Below are 16787 nucleotides of genomic sequence, written 5' to 3' on the forward strand. Positions count from 1 at the left end.
GCATGAGCACGCAGCCCTTCATCGGCGCCAAGGAATACTTCCCCGGCATCGGCCGCATCCCGTTCGAGGGCCGCGGTTCGGACAACCCACTCGCATTCAAGGTCTACGACGCCAACAAGGTCGTCGGTGGCAAGACCATGCAGGAACACCTGCGCTTCGCAGTCTGTTACTGGCATACCTTCTGCAATGCCGGCCACGATCCGTTCGGCCCGGGCACCCGTCATTTCCCGTGGGAAGCCGGTTCGCCGATGGCGACCGCCGAGGCCAAGGTGGATGCGGCGTTCGAGTTCTTCACCAAGCTGGGCGTGCCGTATTGGTGCTTCCACGATATCGACCTGGCACCCGATGCCGATGACATCGGCCAGTACGAGAAGAACCTCAAGCACATGGTTGGCCTGGCCAAGGCGCGGCAGGACGCCACCGGCATGAAGCTGCTATGGGGCACGGCCAACCTGTTCTCGCATCCGCGCTATATGAATGGTGCGTCGACCAACCCGGATTTCGCCGTGGTGGCGCGCGCGGCGGTGCAAGTGAAGGCAGCACTTGAGGCCACCGTTGAGCTGGGCGGCGAGCATTACGTGTTCTGGGGCGGCCGCGAAGGCTATGCCGCGCTGGTGAATACCCAGATGAAGCGCGAGGTGGATCACTTCGCCCGCTTCCTGACCATGGCGCGCGATTACGGCCGCAGCATCGGCCTGAGGGGCAATTTCCTGATCGAGCCCAAGCCGATGGAGCCGATGAAGCATCAGTACGACTTCGACAGCGCGACCGTGGCCGGCTTCCTGAAGGAACACGGGCTGGAAAAGGACTTCAAGCTCAACATCGAGGCGAACCACGCCACGCTCTCCGGCCATACCTTCGAACACGATCTGCAGGTTGCCGCCGATCACGGCCTGCTAGGCAGCATCGACGCCAACCGTGGCAATGCGCAGAACGGCTGGGATACCGACCAGTTCCCTACCGACCTGTATGACACCGTCGGCGCGATGCTGGTGGTGCTGCGGCAGGGCGGGCTGGAGGGTGGCCTGAACTTCGACGCCAAGGTGCGCCGCGAGTCCACCGACATGGAGGATTTGTTCATTGCCCACGTCGGCGGTATGGATGCATTCGCGCGCGGGCTGGAGGTAGCGCACGCACTGCTGACCGACTCACCGCTGGAGCAGTGGCGCAGGCAGCGTTATGCCAGCTTCGACAGCGGCGCCGGCCGGGATTTCGAGAACGGCTCGCTCAAGCTGACCGATCTGGTGGCCCTGGCCAGCAAGGCTGGTGAGCCCGCGCAGATCAGCGGCAAGCAGGAGAAATACGAGAATCTGCTCAACCAGTACCTGCTGCGCTGAGCGCAGCAGGATCGCATCGTCATTGCAGGAACGGGGAGGGGACGGTAATGAACCAGGCAACGACCGGGGGTGAGAACACCCGGCTGATCGTGTTGATCAGCGTGGTAGCGACGATTGGCGGATTCCTGTTCGGGTTTGACAGCGGGGTCATCAATGGCACCCAGGATGGCCTGCATCAGGCGTTCAAATCAGGCGAGTGGATGCAGGGCTTCGAGATTGCCTCCATGCTGCTGGGCTGTGCGGTCGGTGCGTTCAGCGCCGGCCGTCTGTCGGACAACCTGGGCCGTCGCAATGTGCTGATCATCTCGGCGGTGATGTTCCTGCTGTCGGCCATCGGTGCCGGCGCAGCCGGCTCGTCGACCTGGTTCATCGTCGCGCGGGTGGTCGGCGGTTTCGCGGTGGGGGCGGCCAGTGTTATCTCGCCCGCCTATATCGCCGAGGTGGCACCGGCGCGCTACCGTGGCCGCTTGGCTACGGTCCAGCAGATCGCCATCATCAGCGGCCTCACCGCGGCGTTCCTGTCCAACTACCTGCTGGCGGCCACCGCCGGTTCCTCAACCGAGGCATTGTGGGGCGGGCATGCCGCATGGCGCTGGATGTTCTGGATGCAGGCGGTGCCGTCGCTGCTGTTCCTGTTGCTGTTGCTGACCATCCCGGAAAGCCCGCGCTACCTGGTTGTGAAGCGCCGCAAGGAAGACGCGCTGCAGGTGCTCACGCGGCTGTTCGGCGCTGCCGGTGCGCAGGCCAAGCTGGAGGAGATCGACGCCTCGCTGTCGACCGACCATCACCGCCCGCAATTGTCCGACCTGAAAAACAAGGCTACCGGCAGGATCCGCCCGATCGTCTGGGTGGGCATAGGTTTGGCCACCTTCCAGCAGTTGGTGGGCATCAACGTGGTGTTCTATTACGGCGCCGTGCTGTGGCAGGCAGTTGGATTCTCCGAGAACGACGCGCTGCTGATCAATGTGCTGTCGGGTGCGCTCAGCATTGGCGCCTGCATCGTTACGGTGCTGTTGATTGATCGTATTGGCCGCAAGCCGCTGCTGTGGGTTGGCTCGGCGGGCATGGCAGTGTCGCTCGCGTTTGTGGTGGTGGCGTTCGCCAGCGGCTCGCTGGTTGACGGCCATCTGCAACTGCCTGGGCGCATGGGCACGCTGGCGTTGGTAGCTGCCAATGCCTACGTGGTGTTCTTCAATCTCTCGTGGGGCCCGGTGATGTGGGTGATGCTGGGTGAAATGTTCCCCAACCAGATCCGCGGCTCGGCCTTGGCCGTTGCCGGCGCGGCGCAATGGACGTCGAACTTCGCCGTGACGGTGACCTTCCCGATCCTGTTGGCGGCGACCGGCTTGGCGGCCACCTACAGCATCTATCTGGTTGCGGCGGTCATTTCGGTGTTCTTCGTACTCAAGTACGTGCGCGAAACCAAGGGCAAGGAACTGGAGCAGATGGAAGGATGAACGTCATGACCCCTCATGAGTCGCGCCGTGCCCGCAGCGGCATGCTGGTAGCTGCGTTGCTGCTGGCCCTGGCTGCCTGCAAGGGCGGGGAGCAGCCCGCTGCATCCACTGCCAGCGATGCCAACGTCTGGCCGCAGGTTGCCTGGCCGCTGCCGGAAGATCCCGCACTGGAAAAACGCATCAGCGAGCTGATGGCCAGCATGTCGGTCGAGGAGAAGGTAGGCCAGCTGGTACAGGGCGACATCGGCAGCCTTACCCCCGATGACGTGCGCAAGTATCGGCTCGGGTCGATCCTGGCCGGGGGCAACTCCGATCCCGGCGGCCGCTACGATGCCTCGCCTGCGGAATGGTTGGCACTGGCCGACGCGTTCTATGAGGCATCGATGGATACCTCACAGGGCGGCAAGGCGATCCCGGTGGTGTTCGGCATCGATGCGGTGCACGGGCAGAGCAACATCGTCGGCGCTACCTTGTTCCCGCATAACATCGGCCTGGGTGCGGCACGCAACCCGGAACTGCTGCGCAGGATTGGTGAGATCACCGCACTGGAGACGCGAGCCACCGGCATGGAGTGGACCTTCGCGCCCACCGTGGCGGTGCCGCAGGACGACCGCTGGGGGCGCACCTATGAAGGCTATTCCGAGTCACCGCAGGTGGTTGCCAGCTATGCCGGTGCGATGGTGGAAGGCCTGCAGGGCAAGGTGGGGACGCCGGACTTTCTCGATGGCCGCCATGTCATCGCCTCGGTAAAACACTTCCTTGGTGACGGCGGTACCACCGATGGCAAGGACCAGGGCGATACCCGGATCAGCGAGGCCGAACTGGTGCGCATCCACGCGGCCGGTTATCCGCCGGCGATCGCCGCCGGTGCACAGACGGCGATGGCCTCGTTCAACAGCGTCAACGGCGAGAAGATGCACGGCAACAAGCCTTACCTGACCGATGTGCTGAAGGGGCGCATCCACTTTGGTGGTTTCGTTGTCGGCGATTGGAACGGGCACGGGCAGGTCAAGGGCTGCACCACCACCGATTGCCCCGCCACCATCAACGCCGGCCTGGACATGGCCATGGCCTCGGACAGCTGGAAAGGCTTCTATGAGACCACGCTGGCCGCAGCGAAGGCTGGCACGATCAGCCAGGAGCGGCTGGATGACGCCGTGCGCAGGATCCTGCGGGTCAAAATCCGCCTGGGCCTGTTTGAAGCAGGCAAGCCGTCGTCGCGTGCGGCCGGCGGCCAGTTCGCGCTGATCGGTGCGCCGGAACATCGCGCAGTCGCGCGCCAGGCCGTGCGCGAATCGCTGGTGCTGCTGAAGAACCAGGGCGGAGTGCTGCCGCTGTCGGCGAAGCAACGCATCCTGGTCGCCGGTGATGGTGCCAACGATGTCGGCAAGCAGGCTGGCGGTTGGACGCTCAACTGGCAGGGCACCGGTACCACCCGCAAGGATTTCCCGAACGCGGACAGCATCTACGAGGGCATCGCCCAGCAGGCCAAGGCGGCGGGCGGCGAAGCCGAGCTGGCCGTCGATGGCAAGTACACGCACAGGCCCGATGTGGCGCTGGTGGTATTCGGTGAGAATCCCTACGCCGAGTTTCAGGGTGACCTGCCGACGCTGGCTTACAAGCCAGGTGATGAGACGGATCTGGCACTGATCAAGCAGCTCAAGGCAGAGGGCATCCCTGTCGTGGCGGTGTTCCTGAGCGGGCGCCCGCTATGGGTCAACCGTGAGATCAATGCAGCTGACGCGTTCGTGGCGGCATGGTTGCCGGGCTCGGAAGGCGCCGGCATCGCCGATGTATTGCTGCGCAAGCCCGACGGCAGCGTGCAGCACGACTTCAAGGGCAAGCTCAGCTTCAGCTGGCCGCGTACCGCCACCCAGTACGCCAACAACGTCGGCCAGAAGGACTACGACCCGCTGTTCGCATTCGGTTTCGGCTTGACCTATGCCGACAACGGCGACCTGGCGGCCTTGCCGGAAGTGTCAGGCGTAACCGGTGAGGAAGGCGCGGCCGGTGTGTTCTTCGCGCGTGGCGATACCGGCTCGGGCCTTGCATTGCGGCTGGAGGACAGGACCGGGCAGGGTGTGACCGTCACCAAGGTACCGGAAGCACTGGATGGTGAGCTGTTGAAGGTAACCGGCGTGGACCATCTGGCGCAGGAAGACGGCCGCCGCCTTGCATGGTCAGGCAAGGGTGATGCCGTCGTCGCATTGCAATCGCACACTGCATTGGATCTGCAGCGTGAGAGCAACGGTGACCTGATGTTGCTGACAACCTTGCGCGTTGACGCCGCCCCAAGCGCTGATGCCTGGCTGTCGGTGGGCTGCGGCACGGGCTGCAGCGCACGCATAGCGATGACGCCCACCCTTGCAAAGCTGCCGGTGGGCCAGTGGACGCGCGTTGGCGTGCCGCTGAAATGCCTGGCTGCGGCAGGAGCGGATGTCGGCAAGCTGGATCGCCCCTGGTCGATGGCCACGGCAGGCACGATGACAATCTCGGTGTCCCGCGTTGCCTTGGGCGCCTTGAACGAAGCGGAAACCACCGTCGCATGCGCCGGTGTGTAGCCACAGCCGCGGTGTTGGCGACGACGCCGCATGTCAGCGCCGTTGCCGCCCTCATCTGCGCGGCCAGCATGCGGATGCTGCCGGCATGCTGAGGCGCCGCCCCCTAGCGGCGCTTGGACGGCGCCGCCACCGAGTCGCGTACGACCAGGCGGTGGGGCAGCACGTGGTCCATCAATACTGGTGCGCTGTCCGTTCTGCGCCGGATGCTGCGCAGAAGAATGTCGATGGCAGCGTTGGCCATCGAAGCGATTGGCTGGTGGATGGTGGTGAGCTCCGGCCACACGGTTGTAGCGGCGGAACTATCATCGAAGCCGACCACCGACAGGTCGCGGGGGACATCCAGGCCACGCCTATGTGCCACCGAGATGGCCGCTGCGCCCATGTCGTCGTTGCTGGCGAAGATGGCGGTGGGCGGCTTCCGCAGCGACAGCAGCTTCTCGGCGGCCGTCAGCCCGGACCGATAGGTGTAGTCACCTTGTTGGACCAGGCCGGACTCCACCTCCAGACCGGCCTCGTGCAGGGCGGTGACGAAGCCGTCGTAGCGGCGGGCACTTGCGCTGAGATCCTTGCGCCCACGGATGAAGCCAATGCGGCTGTGGCCCTGCCGGATCAGGTATTCGGCCATTTCCTTGCCGGCGTGGAAGTCGTCGATGCGGACGCAGGAAATGTCATCACTCAGGTGACCCGAAGCGATGGCCACCACCGGGATGCCGGCCTTGACCAGTTCGGCCACGGCGGCCTGCGACTCGCACAGCGGTGGCGGCAGGATGACGCCATCCACCCGCCCGCCCAAAGCACGGGCGGCGTTGCGCTCGGCCTCGGCATCCAACTCATCCCAGTAGTCGACGACCAACTGGATCGCGGAGCTGGAGGCGACCCGCAGCAGGCCGACCAGCAGCTCGCGCAGGTAGGCACCACTGGGATTTGTGTAGATCAGCGCGATCCGCGTGTGCTGCGCGGCGGCCAGCGAACTGGCGGCCAGGTTGGGCGTATAGCCCAACTCGCGCACCGCGCGCATGACACGCTCGCGGGTAAGCTCGCGCACCTTGCCCTGGTTCATCACCCGCGACACAGTCATCGGCGATACCCCGGCAAGGGCGGCCACCTCGTCGATCGTCACGCCACTGGTTTTGCGGCGGGCCGATTTCTTCGGCTTGTCCAATACGCGTTCCCTTCTTTCTGTGTGGCGCTGCGCCGCGGCTGCGAGGGCAGGTGATGGAATATTCGGGGCAGGGCCATAGCTTACAAAGTCGAATGTTAACGCCACTGCTCCGCGCCGGCGGGCGGCGTCTTTGGCTGTGCGTGGCGGCCTTGGTTTTGCTGACGAGTATGGGCAGGCTGCATGCCGAAGATGGCTATGCGCTGTGGATGCGTTACGTCCCACTGGACGCCGCGCTTGCCGATGCTTACCGCTCGCAACTGGGCGCAGTCGGCGCGCCCGATCAGACACCCACCCAGCACGCCGCACGCGAAGAACTGTCACGCGGCCTGGCCGGTCTGCTGGGCAGCGCGCCACAGCTGCATGCCGATGCCGGCGTTGGACAAGCGCTGATCCTGGGCACGCCGCAGTCATCTGCCCAGCTTGCGCCATACCGCAAGGATCTCGAGTCATTGGGCGCGGAGGGCTACCTGCTCCGGCAGACACAGCTAGGTGGACGCGAGGTATTGCTGGTTGCCGCGCGCGAGGATATCGGCGTGCTCTACGGGGTGTTCCATCTGCTGCGCCTGCTGCAGACCGGTGTGCCGCTGCAGGGTCTTGAGGTGCGCGAATCACCAAAGCTCAAGCTGCGTTTGCTCAATCACTGGGACAACCTGGACCGGTATGTCGAGCGCGGTTACGCAGGCAGCTCACTGTGGGACTGGCAGACACTGCCGGACTGGCGGGACCCGCGCTACACCGATTACGCCCGCGCCAACGCCTCGCTCGGCATCAATGGCACGGTGCTGAACAATGTCAATGCCAATGCCTTGAGCCTGACCCGGCCGTATCTGCTCAAGGCCGCCGCCTTGGCCGAGGTATTCCGGCCTTACGGCATCCGCGTGTATCTGAGTACGCGCTTCAGTGCACCCATCGAACTGGGCGGGCTGAAAACCGCCGATCCGCTTGATCCGGCGGTGCAGCGCTGGTGGCGTGACAAGGCCAACGAGATCTACGCGCTGATTCCGGATTTCGGTGGCTTTCTGGTCAAGGCGAATTCGGAAGGTCAGCCGGGCCCGCAGGACTACGGGCGCTCACACGCCGATGGCGCCAACCTGTTGGGCGACGCGCTGGCAGCGCACGGCGGCGTGGTGATGTGGCGTGCCTTCGTCTACGCGCACGATGTCCCCGAAGACCGCACTAAACAGGCGTATGGCGAGTTCTCCGGTCTGGATGGTGCCTTCCACCCGAACGTGATCGTGCAGGTGAAGAACGGCCCGCTGGATTTCCAGCCGCGCGAACCACTCCATCCGCTGTTTGGCGCCATGCCGCACACGCCGTTGATGATGGAGTTGCAGATCAGCAAGGAATACCTTGGCTTTGCGACGCATCTTGTCTATCTCGGCCCACTCTACGAAGAAGTATTGCGTAGCGACACGCACGCACGCGGCGCCGGCTCAACGGTGGCGCGGGTGATCGATGGTTCCTTGGATGGTCACGCACTGACCGGCATCGCCGGGGTTGCAAACACAGGCACAGACCGTAACTGGACTGGCTCGCACTTCGACCAGGCCAACTGGTACGCCTTCGGTAGGCTGGCGTGGAATCCGCATCAGTCCGCACGCGATATCGCCAAGGACTGGGCAGCAATGACGTTCTCGCCGGATCCTGCGGTGGTCCAGTCCATCGTAGGGATGATGATGGCGTCGCGTGAAGCGGCGGTGGACTACATGACACCGCTGGGCCTGCATCACCTGATGGCGCGCGGCCACCACTATGGGCCCGGCCCCTGGGTCGCTGGCGGGCCACGCGTGGACTGGACGTCGGTGTACTACCACCGTGCTGACCGAGACGGTATCGGCTTCGACCGGACCGCGCATGGCAGCAATGCCGTGGCCCAGTACGCCCCTGCGGTGGCGAATGTTTACGGCGATCTTGAGCAGGTTCCCGAGTCACTGCTGTTGTGGTTCCACCATGTTCCCTGGGATCACCGCATGCACTCCGGGCGCAGCTTGTGGGACGAGCTGGTGGGCCGCTATTCGCGGGGTGTGCGTCAGGTGCAGGCGATGCAGGACAGCTGGGATGGCCTGAAGGGTGGGGTGGATGCGCCGCGCCACCAACAGGTTGCGGCCTTCCTGCGCATCCAGCACAACGAGGCGCAGTGGTGGCGCGACGCCAGCGTGGCGTACTTCCAGTCGTTGAGCGGCAGGCCGTTGCCGGCGGGCGAAGTACCGCCACCGCAGCCGCTGGCCTATTACCAGTCGCTGCAGTTTCCTTTCGCGCCGGGGGATGGGCGATGAGCGGGATCAGGCAATGGCGTGCTGCGGTGTTGGCGGCCGTACTGGCATTTGGCGCCAATTCTTTATCGGCGCAGGAATCCATGCCGGTGCTGCTGCATCCGTTGTTCCAGGATCACGCTGTTCTGCAACGGGATCAGCCGCTTCCTGTGTGGGGCCAGGCCGGTCCGGGGGAAACCATATCGGTGGCGTTCGCACGGCAGACCGTCAGCACCCGCGCGGACTCGGAAGGGCGCTGGCAGGCGACATTGCAGCCCATCCCGGCAGGTGGCCCTTACGCGCTGAAGGTCCGTGCCGGGCATGCTACCCAGACCGTGCGTGATCTGCAGATGGGCGATGTATGGCTGTGTTCCGGGCAATCGAACATGGAACTGCCCGTGTGGCGCGCGCTCAACGCCAGTAGTGAGATCGCCTCCGCTACGCAGCCGACTATCCGTTTGTTCACGGTGCCGCAGGCGGCGGCCATCACTGCGCAGGGTTCTTTCAGCGGCACCGTTGCTTGGCTGCCTGCGACCCCGCAGACGGTGCGCGACTTCTCTGCGGCGTGTTTCTACTTTGCGCGCGAACTGCAGAAGACAGTCGATGTGCCGATGGGGCTGATCCAGGCTGCATGGGGTGGCTCGCGGATCGAGGCCTGGACGAGCGCGCAAGCACTGCGCAGGCACGGCGGCATGGATCAGGCGTTGGATGTGCTCGCCCTGTATGCCCATGACCCCGCCGAGGCGCGCCTGCAATGGGGCCAGCGTTGGCAACAATGGTGGCTTGCACGCGAAGACGCCGTGCCCAGCGATACGCCGTGGCGGCCGGACCCCCGCAGCCGCGGTTGGCACCAGGCACCTGCAATGCTTGGCGCATGGGAGCACTGGAGCGTGCCAGCGCTTGCTGAGTACAACGGCATGGTCTGGTACCGCAGCCAGCTCACCCTCAGCGCAGCGCAGGCCGCACGGGGCGCGACATTGGAGCTGGGCCCCGTCGATGAGACGGACATGACCTGGGTCAATGGCGTGACCGTGGGCAGCCAGTACGGTGCAGGCGAGGCGCGTAGCTATCCGTTGCCGAAAGGCTTGTTGCATGCCGGCAGCAACACGGTGGTGATCAACGTGCTGGATACTTATGGCGATGGCGGACTTTCCGGCCCGGCGAGCGCTCACGGGCTGCGTTTCGACGATGGCACGCGTGTCGGGCTGGATTCGCCGTGGCAGTACCGTATCGCGCCGGGCGGACAAGCACCGCCGCTTGCGCCTTGGCATGCTGCGACCGGTCTGTCGACGCTGTACAACGGCATGATTGCACCGTTGGGTAGCTATGGTTTGCGCGGCATGCTCTGGTACCAGGGCGAATCAAACACCGGCAATGGCGCAGCCTATGCCGGGCTGCTACGCACATTGCGTGATGACTGGCGCAGCCAGTTCGGCACGCAGATGCCTCTGCTGGTGGTGCAGTTGGCCGGTTATGGCCTGCCACCTGTGGCACCGGTGGAGAGTGGGTGGGCGCAGGTGCGTGAAGCACAGCGTCGTGTTGTTGCGGAAGATCCGCATTCCGCGCTTGTGGTGGCCATCGATATCGGCGATGCCTACGACATCCATCCACCCAGCAAGCAGGAGTTGGGTCGGCGCCTGGCACGTGCCGCGCGCAGTCTGGTCTATGCGGAGCGGGCGCTGGCGCCGTCCGGTCCGCAAGTGCTGGCGGCAACACACATGCCGGAGGGTGTGCGCATCGCGTTTGGCGACATCACCGGCAAGCTGGTGACAACCGGCGCGAACGGGCCTATCGGCTTCGAACTTTGCGATGCCGATGCGCGGCAATGCAGTTATGCCGACGCCAGCCTGGATGAGCGTCATGTCGTGCTTCGCAGCCCGCAGGCCAATGCAGCTGCGCTGGTCCGCTACTGCTGGGCAGATGGCCCGGTCTGCACGCTGCGCGACAGCGCTGGCGAGCCAGCGGGTCCATTTGAACTCCCCATCACTGATGCCGAGGTAGCACGATGAGCCTGTTTTCCACGCGGCACTCCATGGACAGCCGGCGAGATGGCTGCGCGAGCGTGCTGCGGCGCATTTCAATGCGCCGTCTGCTTGCTGCGGCAGTGCTGTTGTTGGCCACGACCGCTCAGGCACAAGGGGCGGCTGGCGCGCCGCCGGTGTACTTCGACTGGTTCGAATATGCCGGTAGCGACGCTGCCTTTGAAGCGCCGCTGCCGGCCGGCTACTACCGCAACCCGATTCTGGCCGGCTTCCACGCCGACCCCAGCATCGTGGGCGCCAACGGCAAGTTCTATCTGGTCAATTCCAGCTTCACCTACTATCCAGGCATTCCCGTGTTCGAGAGCAACGATCTCGTGCATTGGAAGCAGATTGGCAATGTCATTGATCGGCCCACGCAGCTGGACTTCGATGGCCTGAGCGTTTCGCGCGGCATCTTTGCGCCGAGCATCGAATACCACGATGGCACGTTCTACGTGGTGACTACGGCAACCGACAGCGGCGGCAACTTCATCGCCACCGCAGGTGATCCTGCAGGGCCATGGTCCGACCCGCACTGGTTGCCTGGCATCGGCGGTATCGATCCGTCGCTGTTCTTCGACGAAGACGGCACGGTCTACCTGCTCAACAACGACGAGCCGGCGGGACCGGCGCGCTATGACGGCCACCGCGCCATCTGGATGCAACAGATCGATCTGGCCAATTTCAAGCCGGTGGGCCCGCGCAAGGTGTTGATCGACGGCGGAGTGGAGCCGGAGAAGAATCCAATCTGGATTGAAGGCCCGCACATCTACAAACGCGATGGCTGGTATTACCTGTCCGATGCCGAGGGTGGCACCGGGCCCCAGCATTCGCAGGTGGTGCTGCGCAGCCGCGAGGTCTGGGGGCCTTATGTTGCCTATGCGGGCAACCCCATTTTGACCCAGCGTGACCTGCCGGCTGATCGTCCTTTGCCGATTACCAATGCCGGCCACGCGGATCTGGTTGAAGGCCCGGATGGTTCGTGGTGGGCCGTGTTCCTGGCCAGTCGCAACTACCAGCAGCGCCACTACAACACCGGCCGCGAAACCTACCTGCTGCCGGTCGAATGGCGCAACGGTTGGCCGCTGATCCTGCCGGCCGGACAGAATATTCCCTATGTGGCAGTTGCGCCGTCGTGGATGCGCGGTGAGGCCAGTCAAGCGCCGTCCACGGGCAACTTCCGTGTGCGCGATGAGTTTGATGGTCCGGAGCTCAGCTCGGACTGGTTGCGCGTGCGGGTGCCCAAGGTGGCGTGGGCCGACCTGCGCGAGCGGCCGGGTGCGCTGGCCGTGCATCCGCTGCCTGAGGACCTGGATACGCTGCACAACCCGGCTTTTCTGGGGCGTCGCCAGCAGCATCTGCGCTTCGAGGCGAGCACCGGGTTGACGCGGCCGGCTGCTGGCATCGCTGCCGGTCTGGCGGCATTCCAGAGCGAAGCGTATTGGTACTTCCTTGGCGTGCGCAGCCTGGCCGCTGATCGGCTGCTGATCTTCCTCGAAGGCCGTGACGGCAGCGGGGTAACGCGCACGCTGGCGTCGCAGGAGATCGCCGCCCCCGCTGCGTTGGAGCTGAAGATCAAGGGTGATGAAGGCAATTACGCCTTTGCCTTCGACCTCGGCGATGGGCGTGGCTGGCAGACCCTGGCCAGCGGCGTGGACGGCGCCGTATTGAGCACTGATCGTGCAGGCGGCTTTGTCGGCACCCTGCTGGGACCATTCGCGCGCGATGAGCGCGCCTTGAGGAGCAAATGATGACGCGGACGTCTTGCATCTCCACCGGCCGTCGCCGCCCGGGTTTCTACACGTTTGCGTTGTGCATGGCCTTCTGGACGGCACCGTTGGCATTGGCGGCCGAGGGCAAACCCTGGCTCGACACATCCGCCAGCTTCCAGACGCGCGCCGCAGCGCTGGTCGCACAGATGACACTGGAGGAAAAAGCCGCACAGATGCAGAACGCGGCGCCGGCCATCGAGCGCCTGGGCGTTCCTGCCTATGACTGGTGGAACGAAGCCCTGCATGGCGTGGCACGCGCAGGGCAGGCTACCGTGTTCCCGCAGGCCATTGCCTTGGCGGCGACCTTTGATGTGCCGTTGATGGGCGAGGTTGCCACCGTCATCAGCGACGAGGCACGCGCCAAACATCATCAGTTCCTCCGCGAAGGCTCGCATGGTCGTTACCAGGGGCTGACCTTCTGGTCGCCGAACGTCAACATCTTCCGCGACCCGCGCTGGGGCCGGGGCCAGGAGACCTACGGCGAGGATCCCTACCTGACTGCACGCATGGGCGTTGCGTTCGTGCACGGCCTGCAGGGTGACGATCCCGTCTACCGCAAACTGGACGCCACCGCCAAGCACCTGGCCGTGCACAGCGGCCCCGAAGCGGACCGCCATCACTTCGATGCACGGCCGAGCAAGCGCGATCTTTACGACACCTATCTGCCGGCTTTCGAGGCCTTGGTGAAGGAAGGTGATGTGGATGCGGTGATGGGTGCCTACAACCGGGTGTATGGCGAATCCGCCAGTGCCAGCCATTTCCTGCTACGCGATCTGCTGCGGCGTGACTGGGGTTTCAAGGGCTATGTGGTTTCGGATTGCTGGGCTATCGTCGACATCTGGAAGCACCACAAGATTGTCGCCAGCCGCGAGGAAGCCGCCGCACTCGCGGTCAAGAATGGCACTGAGCTGGAGTGCGGCCAGGAATACGCGACGCTGCCGGCGGCGGTACGCCAGGGTCTGATCAGCGAAGCGGAGATAGATGATGCGGTCACGCGGTTGTTCACCGCACGCATGCGACTGGGCATGTTTGACCCGCCGGAGCGGGTGCGCTGGGCGCGGATTCCAGCCTCGGTGAACCAGGCCCCGGCCCACGATGCGCTGGCATTGAAGGCGGCGCAGGAATCCTTGGTCCTGCTCAAGAACGATGGCGTGCTGCCGTTGTCGCGCACGCTCAAGCGCATTGCCGTGGTTGGGCCGACCGCCGATGACACCATGGCATTGCTGGGCAATTACTTTGGCACGCCGGCGGCGCCGGTGACCATATTGCAGGGCATCCGCGACGCGGCAACCGGCATCGAGGTGCGCTACGCACGCGGCGTGGATCTGGTTGAAGGCCGCGACGACCCCAGCGCGACACCGTTGATCGAAGCCGCCTTCCTGCGGCCATCGGCCGATTCTCCTGAGCGCGGCCTGCGCGGTGAGTATTTCCGTACTGCAGATCTGGCTGGCACGCCGGCGCTGGTGCGCACCGATGCGCAGATCGGCTTCCGCTGGGATCGCGGTTCGCCCACCGACAACCTGCTGGCGCGCGGTGAAGCCGCGCCGGGGCAGGGCATTCCCAGCGATGGCTTCAGCATCCGCTGGAGTGGCCAGCTGCTGCCGCCGGTGTCCGGCCGCTACCGCATCGAGGCAGCGGCGGATGATGGTTTCCGCCTGTACGTCGACGGAAAGCGCGTGCTGGACCATTGGACCGATAACGATCGCCTGCATGCCGATGGCGTCGAGCTGGACCTGCAGGCGGGCCGCGCCTATGACCTGAAACTGGAGTACTACGACGCTGAGCGTGACGCCGGTGTGCGGCTGGGCTGGCGTATGCCCGGCGCCAAGCCGCCGTTCGAGGAGGCCCTCGATGCTGCCCGCAATGCCGATGTGGTGGTGTTCGTCGGCGGCCTGACCGGCGACGTCGAAGGCGAGGAGATGACGGTCAACTATCCCGGCTTCGCTGGCGGTGACCGCACCGATCTGCGCCTGCCTGCCACGCAGCGTCACCTTCTGGAGGCGCTGCATGCCACCGGCAAGCCGGTGGTGGTGGTGCTCACGGGCGGTTCGGCCTTGGCGGTGGACTGGGCGCAGGACAATCTGTCCGCGATCCTGATGAGCTGGTACCCGGGGCAGCGTGGTGGCACCGCGGTGGGTCAGGCGCTGTTTGGCGAGGTGAACCCGGCCGGGCGCCTGCCGGTGACCTTCTACAAGGCTGACCAAGTGATGCCGGCCTTTGACGACTACAGCATGGAAGGCCGCACCTATCGCTATTTCCGCGGGACCCCGCTGTATCCGTTCGGCCATGGGCTGTCCTATACCCGGTTTGATTACCGCAACCTGCGCGCCGATGCCAAGCTTGCCGACAACGGACGCCTGCAGGTGCGGGTGGACGTTGCCAACGCCGGCAAGCGTGCCGGCGATGAAGTGGTGCAGTTGTATGTGCGCCGGTTGCAGGCAGGGCAGGGCGATGCGCAACAGGAGCTGCGTGGCTTCCAGCGCATCCATCTGGCCGCCGGCGAAAGCCGCACCGTCGCCTTCGAGTTGGACGCACAGCAGGCATTGCGTCACTACGACGAAGCGCAGGCAGCCTATGTGGTTCCGCCAGGGCGTTACGAAGTACGGATTGGTGGTTCCAGCGCGGATGCCCGTGTACAGGCACAGTTCGAGCTGGAGCCGCGCCGTGAGTGATCGGCGCCAGTTCCGTCAGCTTCTTTCCGTTCAACCATCCGTCCAGGACACACGCTGCATGGCAAGTACTGAGCACACGCTATCGATCCGGGAAAAACTGGGCTACAGCCTGGGCGACCTGGCGGCAAACCTGATCTTCCAGACGCTGATCACCTACCTGGCGTTCTTCTATACCGATGTCTACCGGCTGCCGGCGGCCACGGCCGCGACGATCATCTTCGTTGTTGGCCTGCTCGGCGCGTTCGTGTTCACGCCCTTGATCGGTATCGCTGCCGATCGCACCACGACGCGCTGGGGCAGGTTCCGGCCGTGGATCCTGTGGACGGCGGTACCGTTCGGTGTGTTGTCGCTGCTGGCGTTCAGCACGCCGGACCTGGGCGAGCACGGCAAGGTGATCTATGCGCTGACCACCTACAGCCTGCTGATGTGCGTCTACGCAGCCAACAATCTGCCGTACTCGGCGCTGAGCGGCGTGCTGACCGGCAGCATGGCACAGCGCAACAGCTTGTCCGCCTACCGCTTCGTGGCGGTGATGGTTGCGCAGTTCATCATCCAGGTACTGCTGATGCCGCTGGTGCTGATCCTGGGTGACGGCGACCGCGTGCAGGGCTTCGAGCGGGTGATGACGGTATTCGCGGTGGTTGGCACGCTGTTCTTCCTGATCACCTTTGCTACCACCCGCGAGCGCATCGTGCCCAGCAAGGACCAAACCGGCGGCGTGCTGCAGGATCTGTCCGATCTGCTGCGCAACCGTCCCTGGCAGGTGATGCTGGCACTCACCGTGCTTGTTTTCATCAACCTGGCGCTGAAGGGCGGCACCTATATCTACTATTTCCAGTACTACATGAGTGCCCCGGCACTGGCGAGCTTCCTCGACAATTCGGGCTTCAATGGCTTCATCAAAGCATTGAACGCGGGGCTCAATGGTGCGGGGCTATCGGGCTTCACCTGGCCCGAGGATCCGGCGACCTCGGCCTTCAGCCTGTTCAATGCCTGCGGCATCATCTGCATGATCCTGGGTATCGGCGTATCGCGCCGGCTGGCAGATCGTTTCGGCAAGCGTGACGTTTTTGGCGGCGCCTTGTTTGTGTCCACGCTGTTCCTGCTGGTGTTCTATCTGTTCCCGCCGACAGCGGTAGCGGTGGCATTCGGCTCGTTCATGCTGCATGGCTTCTGCTACGGCATCACCATTCCGTTGCTGTGGGCAATGATCGCCGACGTGGCGGACTATTCCGAGTGGAAGAATCATCGCCGCGCCACCGCCATCATTTTCTCGGCGATGCTGTGTGGCCTGAAGATCGGGCTCAGCGTAGGCGGTGCGCTGGTCGCCGGCATTCTTGCCCATTACGGCTATCAGGCCGGCGCAGCCCAGCAGAGCGATGCCGTAGTCGACGGCATACGCATGACCGTGAGCATCTACTGCTCCATTCCTTTCCTCGTCGCGGTGGCGCTGCTGTTCATCTACAAGATCGACAAGGGCATGGAAACACGCATCGAACATGACCTCCAACTGCGCCGTAGCGGCGCCGACGCAGCTGCGTGACACCAAGGCC

9 protein-coding genes are annotated in these 16787 nt (G+C 64.5%); 8 read left to right on the forward strand and 1 reads right to left on the reverse strand.

Annotated features, from left to right (window positions below):
* Nucleotides 1–2: 2 nt before the first annotated feature.
* Genes xylA through ABB27_RS00770 form a run of 3 tightly spaced genes read left to right on the forward strand, consistent with a single transcriptional unit; the run spans nt 3 to nt 5355 of the window.
* Entirely contained in the window at nt 3–1337 is a 1335-nt protein-coding gene (gene xylA, locus ABB27_RS00760) for a xylose isomerase (protein WP_057626295.1), read from the forward strand.
* A gap of 47 nt (nt 1338–1384) precedes the next feature.
* A complete protein-coding gene (locus ABB27_RS00765; RefSeq protein ID WP_057626297.1) occupies nt 1385–2794 on the forward strand; it encodes a sugar porter family MFS transporter in 1410 nt (469 codons plus the stop codon).
* A gap of 5 nt (nt 2795–2799) precedes the next feature.
* The gene (locus ABB27_RS00770; protein WP_057626390.1) at nt 2800–5355 is read left to right on the forward strand and encodes a glycoside hydrolase family 3 protein; all 2556 of its coding nucleotides are present in this window, start codon (nt 2800–2802) and stop codon (nt 5353–5355) included.
* Nucleotides 5356–5458: 103 nt separating this feature from the next.
* On the opposite strand, the gene ABB27_RS00775 is transcribed toward ABB27_RS00770, so the two are convergent.
* On the reverse strand, nt 5459–6517 hold the full coding sequence (locus ABB27_RS00775; protein WP_057626299.1) for a LacI family DNA-binding transcriptional regulator: 1059 nt from the start codon (nt 6515–6517) through the stop codon (nt 5459–5461).
* 92 nt (nt 6518–6609) lie between these two features.
* Here ABB27_RS00775 and ABB27_RS00780 point away from each other — a divergent pair, with 92 nt between their 5' ends.
* From ABB27_RS00780 to ABB27_RS00800, 5 genes are all read left to right on the forward strand, one after another.
* Entirely contained in the window at nt 6610–8793 is a 2184-nt protein-coding gene (locus tag ABB27_RS00780) for an alpha-glucuronidase family glycosyl hydrolase (protein WP_057626301.1), read from the forward strand.
* A complete protein-coding gene (locus ABB27_RS00785; protein WP_057626302.1) occupies nt 8790–10778 on the forward strand; it encodes a sialate O-acetylesterase in 1989 nt (662 codons plus the stop codon). The genes ABB27_RS00780 and ABB27_RS00785 overlap by 4 nt, the downstream gene beginning before the upstream one ends.
* Before the next feature lie 71 nt (nt 10779–10849).
* The gene (locus ABB27_RS00790) at nt 10850–12541 is read left to right on the forward strand and encodes a glycoside hydrolase family 43 protein (protein WP_057626391.1); all 1692 of its coding nucleotides are present in this window, start codon (nt 10850–10852) and stop codon (nt 12539–12541) included.
* A gap of 65 nt (nt 12542–12606) precedes the next feature.
* The gene (locus ABB27_RS00795; protein ID WP_057626304.1) at nt 12607–15234 is read left to right on the forward strand and encodes a glycoside hydrolase family 3 protein; all 2628 of its coding nucleotides are present in this window, start codon (nt 12607–12609) and stop codon (nt 15232–15234) included.
* A gap of 58 nt (nt 15235–15292) precedes the next feature.
* Nucleotides 15293–16777 carry an MFS transporter gene (locus ABB27_RS00800; protein ID WP_057626305.1) on the forward strand — a complete coding sequence of 495 codons (1485 nt, stop codon included), beginning with the start codon at nt 15293–15295 and terminating at the stop codon, nt 16775–16777.
* The last annotated feature ends 10 nt before the right edge of the window (nt 16778–16787 follow it).

Origin of the sequence: Stenotrophomonas terrae (assembly GCF_001431465.1) — a bacterium.
Taxonomy (GTDB): domain Bacteria; phylum Pseudomonadota; class Gammaproteobacteria; order Xanthomonadales; family Xanthomonadaceae; genus Stenotrophomonas; species Stenotrophomonas terrae.